Genomic DNA, 20403 nt, shown 5'->3' on the forward strand with positions numbered 1-20403 from the left:
TTGCCCTCATAGTGGGCCTATTATAAGTGAGAGTCCAAATCTTGTATTTGTTTTCTCGAACTTAGTTAAATTGCGCATGCGATTTAACCTCCTTTAATGATGGAAAATAGGCTAGTAAATGGACTTGTCATTTTTTGAATGTGCCTTAGTATTAAAAATTAAATAGATAGCAAGCGAAGAGGTTATGTACCACTGCAAGAGGGGGAGTGTATGGCAAGGATTTAGAAAATTGAAACAACAATAAGGCACATGAATTTGTTATTTATTTGAATGTGCCTAACACTAGCTATAATTTTAAGGAGGACATTTCATGAAAAAAGATGTAACCAAACAAAAACCATCATTTTTGGAGAGTTATTTTCACTTGGAAGAAAATAACTCAAATGTAAAGACAGAAATACTTGCTGGAATTACTACTTTTGTTACAATGGCATACATTATATTTGTTAATCCTAATATATTAAAAATAGCTGGTATGAATTCTGCAAATGCAGTAGGAGATGCAGCAGCACAGTTTAGTGTAGGCTCTGATCCAATAGTATCATCAGTTTTCGTAGCTACTTGTCTCGCAGCTGCCATTGGCACATTAATAATGGGGCTGTATGCAAATCTTCCTTTTGCTCAGGCTCCTGGTATGGGTCTTAATGCATTTTTTACGTATACTGTATGTTTAACCTTAGGTTTTACATGGCATCAGGCTTTATCATGCGTATTCATGTCAGGTGTATTATTTATACTTATTACAGTAACATCCATACGAGAAAAGATAGTTGATGCAATACCTCAAAATCTAAAATATGCAATTTCCGGAGGTATTGGACTCTATATAGCTCTTATTGGATTGAAATCTGGTGGTGTAGTAGTGTCAAATCCAGCAACATTAGTTGGATTCGGAAACTTTGCAAATCCAGGAACACTGCTTACTATAATAGGAATCATAATAACTGCTGTTCTAATGGCTAGGGGTATTAAGGGTTCAATTTTAATTGGAATAATTTCAACTACAATAATAGGAATTCCATTCAAAATCACATCACTTGAAAATTTACATGTTTTCAGTGCACCACCATCACTTGCTCCTACGTTTGCAGCATTTGATTTTTCAGGACTTTTTTCAAAAGGCGGAACATCAATAGGAGGCGCATTTCTTAGCGTTATAATGGTTGTTATAACTATTTGTTTAGTCGATCTTTTTGATACTATCGGAACTCTTGTAGGTACAGCTACAAAAGCAGGAATGGTTGATGAAAATGGTAAGGTTTTAAGAATGAAAAAAGCATTGATTTGTGATGCAGTAGCAACAACTGCTGGTTCAGTTTTAGGTACAAGTACCATTTCAACATATATTGAGTCTACAGCTGGTGTTTCAGAAGGAGGAAGAACTGGACTTACTTCAACAGTAGTGGGAATATTATTTATTTTATCATTATTCTTCTCAGGCCTTGTTGGTATAGTTCCAGGACAAGCAACAGCTCCAGCCCTTGTAATAGTAGGTGTTTTAATGATGTCAGCAATTGTTAATATAGATTTCAGCGATTTTACAGAAGCAGTTCCAGCTTTTTTTGCTATATCATTAATGGCTTTTTCTTATAGTATAGCTAATGGAATTGCAGCCGCTATGATTTTTTATCCAATAACAAAAATAGCTACAGGCAGACAAAAAGAAATCCATCCAATAGTATATATACTTGCAGTATTATTCATTCTTAGGTATATTTTACTTCCATTTGAATAAAATCATGGAATAGTAACTTATATACCAGTTAATGATATTAGGAAATATATTATGAGTTAAAACGTTAGTAATCACAAAACTTGCGAGATAAGTTAAAATGTCTATGCCAAATAAGGTGACTAGGTGTTTAGATTTAATAAGTCACATTCAAAAAAATAATCATAGCAACTTTGGATTTGTTATTTATTTTTATGTGCCTAAAACAAACTATATCACCTAGTTCAGCCAATATGACATTTTCTATTAAAGATAGAACAAGTATCTGTAAGTTTGAAATATTCACTATTGGGAAAGTTTACAGATGGTAGTTATCGGATAAGAGGAAAATCAATTGGATAAACATAAATTTCTACATAATAAAATGTTACAAGAAAGATGGGATTAATTATGTCTGGTGACGTTAAAGAAAAAATACTAAAGGCTACAATGAAAGTGGTTTCAAAAGAGAAAATTAGTGGTACTCGTATGCATATGATTGCCAATGAAGCGCATATGAGTCAAGCGAATTTACATTATCATTTCTCATCTAAAAATGATATATTGATTTCTCTTTTAGATAAGATACAAGAAGAATTTTCTAATGATCGAAAGAATTATATTAATATAGAAAATAAAAGTGTAGTTGAAAATATCAGAGGTTTTTTTGATCAAAAAAAGAATGATATTCTCAACAAAAAGGAATTTGATTATACGCAAATTGATTATTGGGTGCAAGGAACAGTAAATGAAGAAATAAAACTAAAATTTAAAAATACATTTGAAATTTGGCGTGACAATATTCGTGAAGTTTTATATAAAGGTGATCAAATCGAAGATAAAGATATGATGAATTTGGACATGTTACCGTACTTAGCAGTGTCTTTAATGCTAGGTGCTTCACTGCAATATTTAATTGATGAGGGGAAATTTGATCTAGATCAATATTTTGATCTGGCAGAGAGAATGATATTTGGGCAAATTCAAAAAAATAACAAGCCCACGTGCCTTAGCATAAAGTAACTAAATTTTTAGTAAGATAAGAATTAATTTAATTGGAGGAATTATAATGGAAAAAATATTATGGAAAGAAAATACCTTACCTAAAACTGATAAAGAAGAAAGTGTAAAATTTCTTAAAAAAGAAGAAGTATCAAAGGCAAAGAAATTTCATGAAAGTTTTTTAGAATATGATGAAACACCATTAATAGATTTAAAAGAGTTAGCTAAAAAGATTGGATTGGGAGGAATATATTTAAAGGATGAATCCTATAGATTTGAATTAAATGCATTTAAAGTATTAGGTGGCTCATTTGCCATGGGGAAATATTTGGCAGAAAAGTTAGGTGAAGATATAGAAGATTTACCATATGAAAAAATGACTTGCAAGGAAGTTAAAGATAAACTTGGAGATATAACTTTTGTAACAGCAACAGATGGTAATCATGGAAGAGGAGTTGCATGGACAGCTAATAGGTTGAAACAAAAATCAGTAGTTTTCATGCCAAAGGGCTCTTCAATTAAAAGATTAAATAACATAAAGGCTGAAGGCGCAGAAGCTAGTATTACAGAACTAAACTATGATGATGCTGTAAGACTCGCAAATAAATATGCAGAAGAACATAATGGCGTAATTATTCAAGATACTGCATGGAGAGGCTATGAAAAAATACCTGCATGGATAATGCAAGGATATGGAACAATGGCTTTAGAGGCAAGTGAACAATTAAAAGCACTTAATGTTTTAAAGCCTACTCACATTTTCGTGCAAGCTGGTGTTGGATCACTCGCAGGAGCTGTTCAAGGTTTCTTTGCTTCGCAATATGGAGACGACTGCCCAAAAACTGTAGTAGTAGAATCAAATCTTGCCGATTGTTACTATAAATCAGCAATAGCAAATGATGGGGAAGCAAGATCAGTTGGTGGAGATATGCAAACTATTATGGCTGGACTTGCTTGTGGAGAAGTTAACACAATTGGTTTTACCATATTAAAGAATTATTCAAAGGCATTTATTTCATGCCCTGATTGGGTAGCAGCTAAGGGAATGAGGATTCTTGGAAATCCATTAAAGGGAGATACAGGCGTAATTTCAGGTGAATCAGGAGCAGTAACGACTGGTGCTTTATATGAAATTATGACTAATGATGAATATAAAGATTTAAAAGAAGCTTTAGAGTTAGATGAAAATTCTAAAGTGCTTTTATTTAGTACAGAAGGAGATACAGATCCAGAGAAATATAGAGAAATAGTTTGGGATGGTAGATATTAATAATTAGATCACAATGAATGTTTTATCAAGTGAAACTTGATTCAAGTGGGGTTTGATCCCAATCTGAATCTTAGTTGAACTTATCTAGGGTCGTGCCGCTGTTATCGCCCACTTATAGAAAAGCAGATATTCCAAATTTGCAATTTGGCATAGTCGCTTTCACAAAGTGCGTGGGAGTGTTACAGCGGCTAGACATCAGATAAATAATCAAGTAGCTGTTCAAAATTTAAAAAGGCGAAAGCTGGTATAAAAAGGTATGGAGGAGTTTTTATGAAAATTGTAGGTAATGGAAGACTAATAACTCAAAACAAGGAAAATCCATTTTTTGAAAATGGTGCATTAGTTATAAATGATGGTAAGATAATTGATTATGGAAACACTGGTGATATCTTAGATAAATATAATGAGGCAGAATATATAGATGCAAAAGGAAAAGTTATTATGCCAGGTCTTATAAATACTCACGGACATATATATAGCGCCTTTGCAAGAGGTATGAATTTAGATGGTCCAACATCTAAAAACTTCTTAGATATATTAAATAATTTATGGTGGAGATTAGATAAAACTTTATCTCTAGAAGATATAAAGTATAGTGCTTACACAACATTAATGGATAGTTTAAAGTTTGGAGTAACAACATTTTTTGATCATCATGCAAGTCCAAATGCTGTTAAAGACAGCCTTTTTACAATTGGAAATGTAGCAGAAGAACTTGGGATAAGAACTTCGCTTTGTTACGAAGTATCTGATAGAGATGGAGAAGAAATTTTAGAAAAGGGAATTAAAGAAAATGTAGATTATATAAATTATTGCAATGAAAAGCATGATAATATGAAGTCTGCAATGTTTGGAATGCACGCAAGCTTTACCTTATCTGATGAATCCTTAAAAAAATGTGTAAAGGAAGCTGAAAAGTTAAATTGTGGATATCATATTCATGTAGCTGAAGGATTGGCAGATGAAGAACAATGTGTGGAAAAGCATGGCAAGAGAATAGTAGAGAGACTAAATGATTTTAATATATTAGGAGAAAAAACAATTGCAGTTCATTGTGTACATGCAAATGAAAATGAGCAAGAATTGCTTTTAAATACAAATACGTCTGTAGTGCATAATCCTGAATCAAATATGGGCAATGCAGTAGGTGTATCACCGGCACTTGACCTTATAAAGAAAGGTGTAACTGTGGGACTTGGAACAGATGGTTATACTCAAGATATGTTTGAATCCATGAAGGTTGCAAATATAATTCATAAGCATAATCTAAAGGATCCATCAGTAGCTTGGGGTGAAGTACCTTTAATGCTATTTGAAAATAATAGAAGTATTGCAGAAAGGCATTTTGCAGGAAAATTTGGGATTATTGAAAGAGGAGCTAATGGAGATGTGATAATAGTAGATTACAATCCATTAACGCCAATGAATGAAAGTAATTACAATTCACATATCTTATTTGGAATGATGGGAAAATCTGTGGATACAACTATAGTAAATGGAAATGTTTTAGTCAGAGATGGTAAGCTTCTTAATGTTAATGAAGATGAAATATTAAATGAAGCTAGAAAAGTAAGTCGGAAGCTATGGGATAGAATTTAATCAAAAAATATTTTGGAAATGAACATCTTTGTTAAAAGTAAGTGTAATAAAAAATAAAATATAACAAGATTAGGAGAATTAAAAATGAAAAAAATAATTAATACTCAAAAGGCACCAGCAGCAATAGGACCATACTCTCAAGGAGTGGTAGTTCAAGGATTAGTATATACTTCAGGTCAACTACCATTAAATCCGGAAACAAAAGTTTTAGAAACTGAAATAAAAACAGCGACTAAACAAAGTTTAGAAAATTGTAAAGCCATATTAGAAGAAGCAGGAACAAGTATGGAGAAAGTATTTAAAACAACTGTATTTGTAAAAGATTTAAATGATTTTGCAGCAGTAAATGAAGTTTATGGAACATATTTTAAAGAAAATCCACCAGCAAGAAGTTGCGTTCAAATTGCTAAATTACCAATGGACGCAGTTATTGAAATAGAAGTCATTGCAACAATGGAATAATATTACGATAGATTTATAAAAAGTGATAAGAGAATGGTGAGAATATTATTAAGAGAATATTTACGGTGGAAGGTGAAAAAATGTTTGAAGACATATACAAGCAAATATTAATTGAAGTTAACAACCGTAATCAGTGCGTAATGTTAACTTATCTTGATTTGCATAGTGCAAGACAAGGTTCCATTGTCAGAAAAGTTATCTTAACAAAGGAAGATATAGAAAAAAAGTCTCTTTCACTTAATGACTATATTTACGAAAAAATATGTAGTTGTTTAGAAAGTGGGAAACTTGAATCTTTTAATATAGAAGAAAATGAGACTATTTTAATTGAACCATTCATCCCCAAACCACGTTTAATTGTTTTTGGTGGCGGTCATATAGCAAAACCTTTATCAGAATTTGCATCAAGAGCAGGTTTCTCTATTACTGTTATAGATGATAGACCTTCCTTTGCTAATACAGTGCGATTTCATGAAGCAGAAAAAGTTATTTGTGAAAGTTTCGAGAAATCCTTTGATTTAATTAACTTAAAGAAGTCCGATTATGTAGTTATTATAACAAGAGGGCATAGATATGATGGAGTTGTTTTGCGTCAAGTCTTAAATCATGACCTTAGTTATGTTGGAATGATAGGCTCAAGGCGCAGGGTAAATGCTATGAGAAGCGAGCTATTAGAGGAGGGCTTTTCTAAAGAAAAGCTTGAATTGGTTAATGCTCCAATAGGTATAGAGATATATGCTATCACTCCAGATGAAATAGCTATTTCTATAGTAGCACAGCTTATAAGCTTTAAAAATAAGGGCTCTATGAGCAAGTTTGGTAAAAATTTCGCAATTCCAGAGTTTGATGCAGAAATATTAGAAAATATATCTAAAGAATCATCAGAACCTAAAGCACTTATAACTATACTGTCTTCTAAAGGATCAGTTCCGAGAAAAGCAGGAGCTAAAATGTTGACTTATCCTGATGGCAGAAATATCGGAAGTATAGGCGGAGGATGCAGTGAATCTGGTGTATTGCAAAAGGCAAGAGAAATTATGCGAGAAAAAGGTTTTTATATACAGCAAGTTGACATGACCGGTGATGTGGCTGAATCTGAAGGTATGGCATGTGGTGGAACTATGGAAGTGCTAATTGAAATAATTTAGGGAAAGTTAATTTTTTAACATTAATTAATACTAAATTTTATTGAGGAGGTTGATTATGTCACAAAATAATATTAAAAAAGATGACAAAGTAAATGAAATGCTACCAGTAAGTCAGCTTGCTATTTTAGGATTACAACATGTACTAGCAATGTATGCAGGTGCAGTTGCAGTACCATTAATAATTGGCGGTGCTGTAGGTCTAACACCCGAGCAATTAGCATTTTTGGTGGCTGCAGATTTATTTACTTGCGGTATTGCAACTTTAATACAGGCAATTGGGATAGGTCCGTATGTTGGTATTAAGCTGCCAGCAATTTTAGGTTGTACATTTGCTGCAGTTGGTCCACTAATTATTATTGGTAAAAGTTTAGGAATGCAAACAGCGTATGGTTCTATAATAGTAGCTGCAATTATTGTTGTATTAGTGGCTCCATTGTATGGAAAGATATTAAAGTTTTTCCCTACTGTTGTAACAGGAACAGTAGTTACAATGATAGGTCTTTCTTTAGTAAATGTAGGGGTTACTAGTATTGGTGGCGGTTCAGGAGCTAAAGATTTTGGAAGTGTAGACAACCTTATACTAGGATCATTTGTAATGATCATTGTTTTAATATCTAATAAATTTCTAAGGGGATTTTTTCAAGCAATTTCTGTTTTAAATGGTATTATTTTAGGAACAATAGTTGCTGCATTTATGGGAAAAGTAGATTTTTTAGTAGTAACAAATGCAAAATGGATAAGTATTGTTCATCCTTTTAATTTTGGATTACCTCAATTTGATATTGGTTCAATAATTATGATGACATTCGTTATGTTAACAGTAATGATTGAATCAACAGGTACATTTCTTGGAATTGGCAAAGTCTGTGAAAAGGTTATCACCGAAAAAGATATTGTACGTGGACTAAGAGCAGAAGCAATTTCAACATTTTTAGGAGGTATCTTTAATTCATTCCCATATACAACATTCAATCAGAACCTAGGACTTTTAGCTTTAAGTAAAGTAAAAAGCCGCTTTGTTGTTATAGCATCTGGTATTATTCTTATTTCACTAGGATTAATTCCTAAATTTGCAGCATTAGCTACTATTATTCCTCAGCCTGTTATAGGCGGAGCTACAACAATAATGTTTGCAATGGTTGCAGTCGCAGGTTTTCAAATGCTTCAAAGTGTAGATTTTAATAATAATGCAAATATGATGATTGTTGCTTGCTCTATTGGTATAGGACTTGGAATTACTGCTGTACCTACGTTACTTGACCAAACACCAACATTTTTCAAGTCTATTTTTAGTAGTGGTATAGTTTCGGCATCAGTAACTGCCGTAATTCTTAATGCATTTCTGAATCATGGTAATAGGAATATTGAAAGCAATATAAAGCAAAATTCGGTTTCAGAATGAATTTTACAGATATCTAGCATGCAACTTAGAGTTATTTGATAACTTACCAAAATCAAATACATTTTTGTTTCTTAGGACTATGAAAATTTAAATGGAAGCTTACACCAACATTAGCTTGCTCCCAATTTCATTGTGAAAAGCTAATGTAGACAAGCTTCCATTAAGTACTTTTTAGCAGCTTATTTTCAAATGCCTGCTCCACAAAAATGTAGTTGATTTCTAGTAAAGATATGAACTTAAAGTTTTAGCAAGTTCTTTTGAGAAATAATTTGCTAGAAATTATTTACAGATTTATACTATTTATAGTAAATACTGTTAAAGGATATGAGATGGGAGGTTATTTATGTTTAAATTAAATATAAATGGTAAAGATGAAGTATCTGAAATTGATAAATCTTTAATTTCTTTTTTAAGAGATGATTTGAGAATTACTTCTGTAAAAGATGGTTGTAGCGAAGGGGCATGTGGAGCATGTACTGTTTTGGTAGATGGGAAAAAAGTAAAGGCTTGCCTCCAAAAGATATCAAAATTCGAAGGAAAAAAGATTTTAACTGTTGAAGGATTAAGCTCTAGAGAAAAGGAAGTTTATGAACATTGTTTTGCAGAAGCAGGCGCAGTTCAATGTGGTTTTTGTATTCCTGGAATGGTAATCTCCGCAAAATCATTATTAGATATTAATCTTAAACCAACAAGAATAGATGTGAAAAAAGCAATTAATGGAAACCTTTGTAGATGTACAGGCTATAAGAAAATTGAAGAAGCTATTTTAATGGCGGCAGAATATTTTAGGGACAATCTTAAAATTCCAACTGCTCCTACTGAATTAAAAATGGCACAGAAATTTAAACGTGTTGATGCAGCTGAAAAAATAAATGGGACAGGTATTTTCGTAGATGATATCGAAATACCTGGAATGTTATATGTAAAAGCAGTACGTACAAAATATCCAAGAGCTATTATAAATAAAATTGATATAAAGAAAGCAGAAGCGCATCCAGACTGCGCAAAAGTCTTACTTGCAAAAGATGTTCCAAACAATAAAATTGGGCATATAAAGCAGGACTGGGATGTAATGATTGCTGAAGGAGATACAACTAGATATGTAGGAGATGCATTGGCATTAGTAGCAACTTACCATAAAGACAAACTTGATGAAGTATGTCAATTAGTTGAAATTGACTATACTGAATTGGAACCCATTACTTGTCCGACAGATGCTTTAAAGGCAGATGCACCTCTAATCCATTCTGATGGAAATATTATGAGCCGTGATATTCTAAAACGGGGTAATGCTAATGAAGCAATTAAAAATTCTAAATATGTTGTAACAAGAAAATATAAGACACCATTTCAGGAACATGGATTTATGGAGCCAGAATGTGCAATCGCAATGCCTGAAGGAGAAGATGGCATATTGTTGTATTCAGGTTCTCAATCTGTTTATGATGAGCAACGTGAGATTTCAAATATGCTTAAAATTCCAATAGAAAAGGTACATTGTCATGCACAACTTGTTGGAGGCGGATTTGGTGGTAAAGAAGATATGAGCGTTCAGCATCATGCAGCATTAATGGCATGGTATACGAAAAAACCATGTAAAGTAAAATTCTCGAGACAGGAAAGTCTGGATTATCATACTAAACGTCATCCAATGGAAATGGAGTTTACAACAGCTTGTGATGAAAATGGTTACTTGACAGCTATGAAAGGTGTTATTATTGCCGATACAGGTGCGTATGCATCTCTTGGTGGGCCTGTATTACAAAGAGCATGTACTCACGCACCTGGACCATATAATTATCAGAATATTGATATCTTAGGAATGTCAGTTTACACAAACAATGTTGTATCTGGCGCATTTAGAGGCTTTGGTGTAATACAAAGTTGCTTTGCTACTGAAAATAACATTAATCTACTTGCTGAGATGGTTGGAATTTCACCATGGGAAATTCGTTATCGTAATGCAATTCGTCCAGGGGAGGTTTTGCCAAATGGTCAGATAGCAGATGAAAGTGTTGCTATGGCAGAGTGTTTGGAAGCCGTTAAGGATGTATATGAATCAAATCCATATGCGGGTATTGCCATTGGATTCAAAAATAGCGGAACCGGTGTAGGTAATAAAGACATTGGGCGTTGTATCTTATCAATTGAAGATGGAAAAGTTCATATTCGAACTTCTGCAGCATGTATGGGGCAAGGGATTGCAACAATGTGCACTACTGTATTATGTGAGACAACTGGGTTAGATCCGGTTCTTATCATACACGAAAGACCAGATACTATTCGTACACCTAACTCAGGAACTAGTACAGCTTCTAGACAAACTGTAGTAACTGGAGAAGCTGTAAGACGAGCATCTGAAAAATTGAAAGCAGAATTAGATAAAGGCTTAGGGCTTGATGATTTAGAAGGCAGAGAATTTTATGGCGAGTATTCTGCAAAGACAGACCCAATGGGATCTATAAAAGAAAATCCAATTAGTCATGTAAGCTATAGCTATGGAGCTCAAGTTGTTATTTTAAATGAAGAAGGAAAAGTTGAAAAAGTAGTTGCAGCATATGATGTTGGAACACCTGTTAATATTCAGTCTGTTGAAGGGCAGATTGAAGGTGGTATGGTTATGGGATTAGGTTATGCTTTGACAGAAGAATTTAAAATTGAAGGAAGTTATCCTAAGACAAAACTAGGCACGCTAGGACTTATGAGAGCGACTGAGGCCCCTGAGCTTGAAGTTATTCTTGTGCAGAGCAAAAATAAAATTCCAGAGACTTATGGTGCCAAAGGTTGTGGAGAACTATGCTTGATTCCAACAGCTCCAGCTTGTTCTCTTGCTTATTACAGATTAGACGGAAAATTCCGCGCTCAGTTGCCACTAAAAGATACATTTTATAAAAAACAAAAGAATAAATAATATATAAAAGCAAGTATTTATTCTTTTGCTGTTAAGAAAGGAAGATTCTTAGATGAAAACTAATGGCATTATAGTGGCTGCTGGTTTATCTAGCCGTATGAAGGCATTTAAACCCCTCCTGAAATTGAAAGAAAGAACTATAATTGAATACAGTATTGATAGTATGCTTAATGCTGGAGTGAATCAAATCGTTGTAGTTTTGGGATTTAATGCTGAAGAGGTTGAGAATTTACTACGTAATAAATATGATTGTTCACAATTAACATTTATATACAATGAAAAATATGCTGAAACGGATATGCTTGCATCTGTTAAGCTTGGAGTATTAGCATTGGATAACTGTGATGCCTTTTATCTTCTTCCGGGAGATATGCCAGCAATTAAAACAAAAACTTTCCTTATGGTAAAAGATTCAATAAGCAGAACAGGTGCTATGGTGGCTTTTCCTACTATTAATGGACAACGAAAACATCCACCTTTGATTTCTTGGAAATGCATAGATTTTATTATTAATTTTCATGGAGATGGTGGTCTTAGAGAATTATGGAATCAGCTTGAAGACCAAATAGTAACAGTTCCTGTTGAGGATTTTGGGTGTACGATAGATGCAGATACAAAGGAAGATTACAATAGGTTGGTACATTATATGGATGAAAAGAATTGAGATTTTAATATATTAAAATTGGATTTTAAGTAAGGAAATACATTGCAAATATTTTTGTAAGATAACATAAAGTTAAAGAATTTGAAATTTTGCAAAAAATAATTAGTAGATATATGGGAGGCGCTATGGATGGAAAAAATAAGTGAATCTGTAAAGAAAAAGGATCATGAATCTAAAATAAGGGGTAGTGCTCTTTTCGTGGATGATCGTGTGATGGATGGTATGCTTTATGGTAAACTACTGCATTCAGCAAAGGCAAAAGCACGAATCACCAATATTTCGATTCCTAAATTACCGGAAGGTTATTTTGTTGTTGATAAGAACGATGTAACAGGTGTAAACCGTGTCCATATTGTTGAGGATGATACTCCGGTTTATGCTGAAGATACTGTAGAGTATGTTGGGGAACCGATTTTAATGGTTGTTGGACCTGAGTTTAAAGAAGTTGAAAGAATTTTAAATGAGATTATTGTAGCATACGAAGAAGAAGTTCCTATTTTGGATATGCGTAAGTCTGATACAGTTTTTTTCCATTACAACTATGCAAAAGGGGATATAGATAAGACGTTAAAAGAAGCTGATCGTGTTTTCATAGAAACATTTCAGACTGGATATCAAGAACAAGCTTACCTTGAAACTCAGGGGATGATTGCTTATCCCCATGATGGAAGAATGACTGTACGAGGTTCTATGCAATGCCCATATTATGTCTATGGAGCAGTTTCAAAAGCATTGGGTTATGAAGCAAGGGATATACAAATAATTCAAGATGTTACTGGTGGAGGATTTGGAGGAAAAGAGGCATTTCCTTCAATACTTGCCTGCCAGGTTGCAGTTGCTGCTAAAAAGGCCAATAGACCTGTTAAGGTTATATTTGATAGAAGAGAAGACATGGAGTTTACTTCAAAACGTCATCCATCTATATCTACCTATAAGGTAGCTATTAAGAATGGCAAGATTACTGGCATGGACATTGATGTTTTATTTAATAGTGGTGCATACACTACACTTTCTCCAGTTGTTTTACAGCGTGGCTTAATTTGTGCAAACGGCGTATACCGTGTAGATAATCTCCGCGTTGTGGGACGTGCTGTTAAGACCAATACTGTACCTTGTGGCGCATACCGTGGATTTGGTGCACCACAGACGTTCTTTGCAGTAGAAATGATTATGGATCATATTGCAAAAGAAATGGGTGTTGATTCCCTTAAGCTTAAGGAAGAATATATTGCTAAACAAGGTGATTCTACGTCTACTAGTGGCAAATATCATTTCCATGTACCTCTACCTGAAATGATTGAACAGATTGATAAACTTTGCAATTACCGTGTAAAACGAGACCAGTATAAGATTCAGAATGGCAGATATCGTAAAGGTATTGGAATGTCTTTATTTTTCCATGGATGCGGTTTTACTGGAAGTGGAGAACGTGATTTCATTAAAGCCATTGCAAAAATAAGGAAAAATTCAGATGATACTGTAGATATTCTTGCAAGTAATTCAGATATAGGTCAAGGCCTTAAAACTACTTTCTCTAAAATTGTTGCGGATACCCTTGGCATTTCCTATGAACAAGTATTTATTAATAATCCAGACACAGATCTTGTTCCTGATTCAGGCCCAACTGTTGCAAGTCGTTCGCTTATGACAGTTGGAGAATTATTAAGGCGTGCAGCAGAGAGACTTAAAAAAGAATGGAAATCAGGAGAAGTTCAAGTTATAGAAGAACATTTCGTTGAACCTGATTTTGTAATTCCATTTAGTCTTGATGAATTTAAGGGAGATGCATATCCAACCTATTCTTGGGGATTAAATGCTATTGAAGTTGAAGTAGATACACTTACTGCCACTACAAAGATATTGGGCGCATGGGGTAGCTTTGATGTTGGTGTTCCTATTGACATGAATATTATACAAGGACAGATGCAGGGCGGATTCCTTCAAGGGATTGGATATGCATCTATGGAACAAATGGATTACAACGATAAAGGTGTGATTAGAAATAATAGTTTTAGTGATTACATTATTCCTACAGCAGTAGATGTACCAAATCTAGTTACTGAAATAATCAATAATCCATATACACATGGTCCATATGGAGCAAAGGGTGCAGGTGAGCTACCTCTAGTAGGTGCAGCTCCAGCTTATGTTGAAGCTATGGAAAATGCCATTGGTGGAAATTTAAATAAGGTTCCATTCACAACAGAAGATACAATGATGGTTTTACAGGAGGTGCATAAATAATGATAAAATTTATTCTTAATGGTAAAGAGGTCGCATCAAATTCCAAAGCAAATGAGCGTTTACTAGATGTACTTAGAAATGAATTTCGTATTACTGGCGTAAAGTGCGGTTGTAAAGAAGGTGAATGTGGAGCGTGTTCTATAATTCTTGATGGCAGGTTAGTTAATTCTTGTATGGTGGCTATGGGCAGTATTGAAGGCAGTACTGTTGTCACTATTGAAGGCTATAGAGAAACTGAACGTTTTGCAGTTATTGATAAGGCATATGCATCAGTCAGTGCTGTACAGTGTGGTTTTTGTATTCCAGGCATGATTCTTGCAACTGAGTGCATCCTTAACAAGAATCCAAATCCTACAGAAGCAGAGATTCGCGAAGGCATTTCTGGAAATCTTTGTAGATGTACTGGTTATAATGCCATAGTTAAGGCTATTGGTATTGCAGCAAAGGAGGGGAAAGGATTATGGTAGAGTGTTATAAACCAACATTTTTAAAAGAAGCATTGGACATCCTAGCAAAGGAAAGTGTTACGCCTTATGCTGGAGGTACTGATTTGATGATTAAACCAGATGAAAATGCCACATATTTATTCCTTGATAAAGTAGCAGAAATGAAAAATATTGTAGAAGATAAAGAATATATTCGTATTGGTGCAGCATGTACTTATACTGATATTATTGAAAATAAATTTATTCCAGCAGTACTGAAAGAAGCAGTTTCACAGATTGCAGCACCAGCAATTCGAAATATTGGTACTGTTGGTGGAAATATATGTAATGGTTCTCCAAAGGCTGATAGTGCACTGATCTTTTTTGCCACTGACTCTAAACTGCGTCTTGCAAACAACAGAGGCGAACGAGTAATTCCTATTTCTGACTTTTACCTTGGAAGAAAGAATACTGCGATTGAGAAAGATGAACTCCTCGTTGAGATTCTAATGAATAAAAATAATTTAAATAATTACTATTACAAGAAGGTTGGTGAAAGAAATGCTTTGGCAATTTCAAGGGTTTCTTTCGTTGGCATCATTAATATAGTTGATGATAAGGTTTTTAATTGTAGGACAGCATTTGGTGCAGTAAGTGATGTTGTTATAAGTCGTCCAGATATTGATGCAATGCTTATAGGAAAGACTGTTGAAGAAGCTAAGGCTCTCAAGGATAAGTATCTAGCAGCATACGAAAAGGAAATTGTTCCAATAAGGGGTAGAGTATCTGCAAAATACAGAAAAACTGTGTGTATGAATTTACTACGTGATTTTCTTGAAAGTAATGGAATTTAACTCATATAAAATTCGGGCATCAAATGAAATTTTATTTAGTCATGATTTGATTCCCGTCTGAATCTTAGTGGCTAGAGATAAGGTAAAGTTAAATAGAATATAAGCATTTAATCTCAACAGGATTGAATGCTTTTTATTATTATTATTAAAATTGTTGATAAATGGGGATATATTTTAAACTGATATAATAATAATCCATAATATGTATTTTTAGGGTTTAATTATTTTATAAAAACGTGTAGAATAATATTGTATTAAAAGTAAAATATAACCAATTGGTTTAAAGGATCAAATTGGAATCTAATAACCAAAATATAAGATACTAATCAATTTGTTAAAGTTTGAATGATATGTACAAGCCTATTTGAGTTTTGTGGAAGAATAAGATAATACTACTTAAGTAGAGCAAGAGGTATAGATATGAAGAGTAAAGAGAAGAGAACAACAGGCGGTATAATTGTTGCCGCAGGAAAAACATCAGAAAGAAATGGATTAAATCCATTATTGAAAATTGGTTCCATTACTGTCGTAAAAAGAATTGTTTTAACGTTTCAAAAAGCTGGAATTTCACCAATTGTAGTGATTACTGGATATAAAGCTGAAGAAATAGAACATCATTTAGCTGATTATGGAGTTGTATTTTTGAGAAATGATCAATATGAAAACTCGCGAAAGTTCGATTCTGCAAAGATAGGACTAAATTTTTTACAGAATAAATGCGACCAAGTATTATTCACTCCAGTTAATATTCCTATGTTTACACCAGAGACGCTTCAAATGATGATAGAATATGATGAAAAATTACTTTCACCAGCATATCGTGGAAAATCTGGGCATCCCCTTTTGATATCGTCTGAATTGATTCCTAAAATTCTAAAATATAATGGGAATATGGGATTACGAGGAGCCATTGAAAATATTGGAGTTAAAAGACAATGGATAGATGTAGAAGATGAAGGTATTCTATATGATACTGATTATATTGACCGATTAGATCAACTTTTAATAAAACATAATAAACATATACTTCATCCCTTTGTTAAAATAAGCATTGAAAAAGAATCCTTGTTTTTTGATTCAAGAACAAAATTGCTTCTAATTCTGATTCAGGATACCCATTCTGTACGAAGTGCATGCAAACATATGGCATTATCTTATAGTAAAGCATGGAGCATGTTAAATCAGTTGGAACAAGAACTAGATTATGCAGTAGTTGAAAGAAAGCATGGTGGTAGCAATGGTGGGAAAACTTATCTTACAAAAGAAGGTACTGAATTTTTGGAAAAATATCAGCAATTTGAACAGAATGTACACCAGTATGCAAAGAATGAATTTGAAAGGTTATTTTAGAAGTTTCACTTGATATTTAACAAAATTTTTGAAAAAAATTTTACTTATAATTCGTTATACTTATACAAAATTACCAAATAATGATGGAGGAACAAAGATGAAAAAGATTAAAACTACAGAAGCTGTAGGTAATGTAATTTGTCATGATATTACACAAATTATCAAAGGAGAAAAAAAAGATGTTGCGTTTAAAAAAGGGCACATTGTTACTGAAGAAGATATTCCAGTTTTATTATCAATAGGTAAAGATAATCTTTATGTATGGGAAAAAAAGGAGGGAATACTTCATGAAAATGAAGCAGCGGAAATTCTCTGTAAAATATGTAAAAGTGACTATATGAGTGCAACTAAGGTGAAGGAAGGCAAAATTGAATTAATTGCGGCAGAAGATGGTTTGTTTAAAATTGATATCGAAAAGCTTCGTAAAATAAATTCTCTTGGCGAAATGATGATTGCAACCCGCCACAGTAATTTTCCTGTAAAAAAAGGTGATAAATTAGCAGGCACACGTATTATTCCTCTTGTAATTGAACAAAAGAAAATGGACGAGGCAGTTAAATTGGCGGGTGACAAACCATTAATGGAGATTCTTCCATTTATCCACAAAAAAGCAGGGATTGTAACTACGGGTAATGAGGTTTTCTATGGAAGAATTAAAGATACATTTGGGCCTGTTATTAGAGAAAAGCTTGCAGAATATAATGTTGAAGTTTTAGGGCAGAAGATTCTAAGTGATGATCCTAAATTAATTACAGAAGCTATAAAGGATTTTATTAAAGAAGGTGCAGAATTAATAATATGTACAGGTGGAATGAGTGTAGACCCTGATGATACAACACCGACTGCAATTCAAAATACAGGCGCAAAGATTGTTTCCTATGGGGCACCTGTGCTTCCAGGTGCAATGTTTTTACTAGCATATTATAATGATACACTTCCAGTTATTGGACTTCCAGGCTGCGTAATGTATGCCAAGCGTACTATTTTTGATTTGGTTCTTCCAAGAGTTATGGTAGATGACAAAATAACTTTAGAGGATATTTCAAACCTTGGGCATGGTGGATTGTGTCTTTCATGCGATATTTGTACATTCCCTAATTGTGGTTTTGGGAAATAAGACTAACAAAGCTTAATCAAGTGAAACTTGATTAAGGTGGGGCTTGATCCCCATATGAATATTAGATAAATATTACAAGGTCAGCCTGAAAGTGTTCCTATGGCTCAATATCTTGGATAAGTATTTAAAAATTATCTGTGATAAACTTGGTTGATATGAGGTGAATAAAATGGTAGATAATAGTGGTAGAAATATTGAATACCTTAGAATTTCTGTTACAGATAGATGTAATCTTAGATGTGTATATTGTATGCCGGAATGTGGAATTGAAAACTTAGAACATGACGAAATACTTACTTTTAAGGAGATTATGCTAATAGTTAAAACTGTTTCACAGCTTGGTATTCACAAGATCAAAATTACAGGAGGAGAACCCTTAGTACGAAAGGGGATTGTAAATTTAGTTAGAAGAATCAAAGATATTGATGGCATTGAAGAGATAACAATGACCACAAATGGCGTACTTTTTGGTGACATGGCAGATAGTTTAGCTGAAGCTGGTCTTGATAGTGTAAATATCAGTCTTGATACATTAAATAATATAAACTTTAATAAAATTACTCGTAGGGACTGCTTAGATAAAGTGAAGTTTGGATTGAAAAAAGCAGTGGAGCTTGGGTTGAAAACAAAAATAAATTGTGTCCCAATATCTCAATTAAATGGTGATGATTTAATAGATATATTGAAAATTGCTAAAGAAAATCCAATCGATGTGCGTTTTATAGAACTTATGCCTATTGGTTTTGGAAAAAGTTATTCACCTGTTTGTAATGAACAAATATTTGAGCAGATAGAACAGAATTTTGGAATTCTTCAACGCTCAAAAATTAAACATGGTAATGGACCAGCTGTGTATTATAATTTATCAGATTTTAAAGGAAGCATTGGCTTTATAAGTGCAATTTCAAATGAATTTTGCGGTACTTGTAATCGTATTCGTTTAACTGCTGATGGAAATTTGAAATTATGTCTTCATTATAATAATGGAGTTGCATTAAAGCCTCTTCTACGTAGTGGAGTAAGTAAAGAACAATTAAAAAGAGTTATTGAAAATGCAATATATAATAAACCAAGTCACCATGGCTTTAATAACAGCAGTACGGAAAATATAGAATTAAAAAACATGGTTCAAATAGGAGGATAAATACTGTTGGAAAAGTTATAGCAGTATGCATCAATAGAATGTAAAAACTTAGGAAGTATAAGATAGGAGAATAAGAAAAATGGAACTAACTCATATAAATGAAGAAGGAAGAGCAAGAATGGTTGATGTATCTGAAAAACTTGATACTGTACGAGAAGCAGTAGCAATTGGAACAGTTTCCATGAAAAGAGAAACCATTGAAAGAATAAAAAAAGGTACCATTTCAAAAGGCGATGTATTATCAGTAGCACAAGTAGGAGGCATAATGGGTGCTAAAAATACGCCGCAAATAATACCAATGTGCCATCCTATAATGATATCGGGCTGTGATATAAGTTTTCGAATTGACGTTGAAAACAATAAAATTGAAATAACTGCAACTACTAAGACTGTAGGGAAGACAGGCATTGAGATGGAGGCCCTTACTGCAGTATCCACTGCAGCATTAACTATTTATGATATGTGTAAGGCTATTGATAGAGAAATGGTTATAAACAATATTATGCTTGTTAAAAAAAGTGGAGGGAAATCAGGCGTATTTGAAAGGAAGGGATTATGATGAGTAAGGTTATTGCAGTGAATATAAGTGAGAAAAAAGGTGTTATAAAACATCCTATAGAAAAAGGTTTTTTTAGAGTTAATCATGGTCTCGATGGGGATGCTCATGCAGGAGAGTGGCATAGGCAGGTGAGTTTGCTTGGAACTGAAAGTATTGATAAAATGAAATCATCAGGAGTCGAAGGACTTACTCCAGGAAAGTTTGCTGAAAACATCACTACTGAGGGAATAGTTTTATATGAACTTCCTATAGGAACAAAGCTTAAAATTGGGGATGTTACGCTAGAAGTTACGCAGATAGGAAAGGAATGTCATTTGGGCTGCGAAATTAGAAAATTGGTAGGAGATTGTGTAATGCCCAGGGAAGGAATATTTACTAAAGTACTAGAAGAGGGGTATATTAAAGCTGGAGATAATATTATAATAGTTTAAAATAAGAAAAATAACAATTCAAGTGATATTTTTGAATGAGAGTGTAAAATAGTCTGTGTAAACTTCATTAGAATGATATAATAAATTATCAAATGAAGGGAGCACAGGCT

17 protein-coding genes are annotated in these 20403 nt (G+C 33.4%); all 17 read left to right on the top strand.

Features of this window, described 5'->3' with window-relative positions:
• Positions 1–310: 310 nt before the first annotated feature.
• A complete protein-coding gene (locus L1S46_RS22735; protein WP_238901053.1) occupies positions 311–1735 on the top strand; it encodes an NCS2 family permease in 1425 nt (474 codons plus the stop codon).
• Positions 1736–2110: 375 nt separating this feature from the next.
• Complete coding sequence (locus tag L1S46_RS22740) at positions 2111–2734, top strand: TetR/AcrR family transcriptional regulator (protein WP_238901054.1); 624 nt, start codon at positions 2111–2113, stop codon at positions 2732–2734.
• Positions 2735–2780: 46 nt separating this feature from the next.
• On the top strand, positions 2781–3983 hold the full coding sequence (dpaL, locus tag L1S46_RS22745; RefSeq protein ID WP_238901055.1) for a diaminopropionate ammonia-lyase: 1203 nt from the start codon (positions 2781–2783) through the stop codon (positions 3981–3983).
• A 270-nt stretch (positions 3984–4253) separates the two neighbouring features.
• Positions 4254–5582, top strand: a complete 1329-nt coding sequence (gene ssnA / locus L1S46_RS22750; protein WP_238901056.1) for a putative aminohydrolase SsnA — start codon at positions 4254–4256, stop codon at positions 5580–5582.
• A gap of 84 nt (positions 5583–5666) precedes the next feature.
• Positions 5667–6044 carry a RidA family protein gene (locus L1S46_RS22755; protein ID WP_039773855.1) on the top strand — a complete coding sequence of 126 codons (378 nt, stop codon included), beginning with the start codon at positions 5667–5669 and terminating at the stop codon, positions 6042–6044.
• 80 nt (positions 6045–6124) lie between these two features.
• Positions 6125–7192, top strand: a complete 1068-nt coding sequence (locus L1S46_RS22760; protein WP_238901057.1) for an XdhC/CoxI family protein — start codon at positions 6125–6127, stop codon at positions 7190–7192.
• Positions 7193–7247: 55 nt separating this feature from the next.
• Positions 7248–8594, top strand: a complete 1347-nt coding sequence (locus tag L1S46_RS22765) for a nucleobase:cation symporter-2 family protein (protein ID WP_238901058.1) — start codon at positions 7248–7250, stop codon at positions 8592–8594.
• Between the two features lie 343 nt (positions 8595–8937).
• Complete coding sequence (gene xdh, locus L1S46_RS22770; protein ID WP_238901059.1) at positions 8938–11505, top strand: selenium-dependent xanthine dehydrogenase; 2568 nt, start codon at positions 8938–8940, stop codon at positions 11503–11505.
• Positions 11506–11557: 52 nt separating this feature from the next.
• Positions 11558–12169: a nucleotidyltransferase family protein gene (locus tag L1S46_RS22775; protein WP_238901060.1), complete on the top strand. Its 612-nt coding sequence runs from the start codon at positions 11558–11560 to the stop codon at positions 12167–12169.
• A 129-nt stretch (positions 12170–12298) separates the two neighbouring features.
• The gene (locus tag L1S46_RS22780; RefSeq protein WP_238901061.1) at positions 12299–14413 is read left to right on the top strand and encodes a xanthine dehydrogenase family protein molybdopterin-binding subunit; all 2115 of its coding nucleotides are present in this window, start codon (positions 12299–12301) and stop codon (positions 14411–14413) included.
• Positions 14413–14880, top strand: a complete 468-nt coding sequence (locus L1S46_RS22785) for a (2Fe-2S)-binding protein (protein ID WP_077830432.1) — start codon at positions 14413–14415, stop codon at positions 14878–14880. Before L1S46_RS22780 ends, L1S46_RS22785 begins: the two co-directional genes overlap by 1 nt.
• Positions 14874–15692 carry an FAD binding domain-containing protein gene (locus L1S46_RS22790; RefSeq protein ID WP_238901062.1) on the top strand — a complete coding sequence of 273 codons (819 nt, stop codon included), beginning with the start codon at positions 14874–14876 and terminating at the stop codon, positions 15690–15692. The genes L1S46_RS22785 and L1S46_RS22790 overlap by 7 nt, the downstream gene beginning before the upstream one ends.
• A 420-nt stretch (positions 15693–16112) precedes the next feature.
• A complete protein-coding gene (locus L1S46_RS22795) occupies positions 16113–17042 on the top strand; it encodes an NTP transferase domain-containing protein (RefSeq protein WP_171788423.1) in 930 nt (309 codons plus the stop codon).
• 97 nt (positions 17043–17139) lie between these two features.
• Positions 17140–18159, top strand: coding sequence for a molybdopterin-binding protein (locus tag L1S46_RS22800; protein WP_238901063.1), 1020 nt, complete (start codon positions 17140–17142; stop codon positions 18157–18159).
• 169 nt (positions 18160–18328) lie between these two features.
• Entirely contained in the window at positions 18329–19303 is a 975-nt protein-coding gene (gene moaA, locus L1S46_RS22805) for a GTP 3',8-cyclase MoaA (protein ID WP_238901064.1), read from the top strand.
• Between the two features lie 79 nt (positions 19304–19382).
• Positions 19383–19862 (top strand): cyclic pyranopterin monophosphate synthase MoaC, encoded by a 480-nt coding sequence (gene moaC, locus L1S46_RS22810; RefSeq protein ID WP_238901065.1) that lies wholly within the window; start codon positions 19383–19385, stop codon positions 19860–19862.
• A complete protein-coding gene (locus L1S46_RS22815; RefSeq protein ID WP_238901066.1) occupies positions 19862–20293 on the top strand; it encodes an MOSC domain-containing protein in 432 nt (143 codons plus the stop codon). The genes moaC and L1S46_RS22815 overlap by 1 nt, the downstream gene beginning before the upstream one ends.
• Positions 20294–20403: the final 110 nt, after the last annotated feature.

Origin of the sequence: Clostridium sp. YIM B02500 (assembly GCF_022324665.1) — a bacterium.
In the GTDB taxonomy this organism is placed as follows: Bacteria; Bacillota; Clostridia; order Clostridiales; family Clostridiaceae; genus Clostridium; species Clostridium beijerinckii.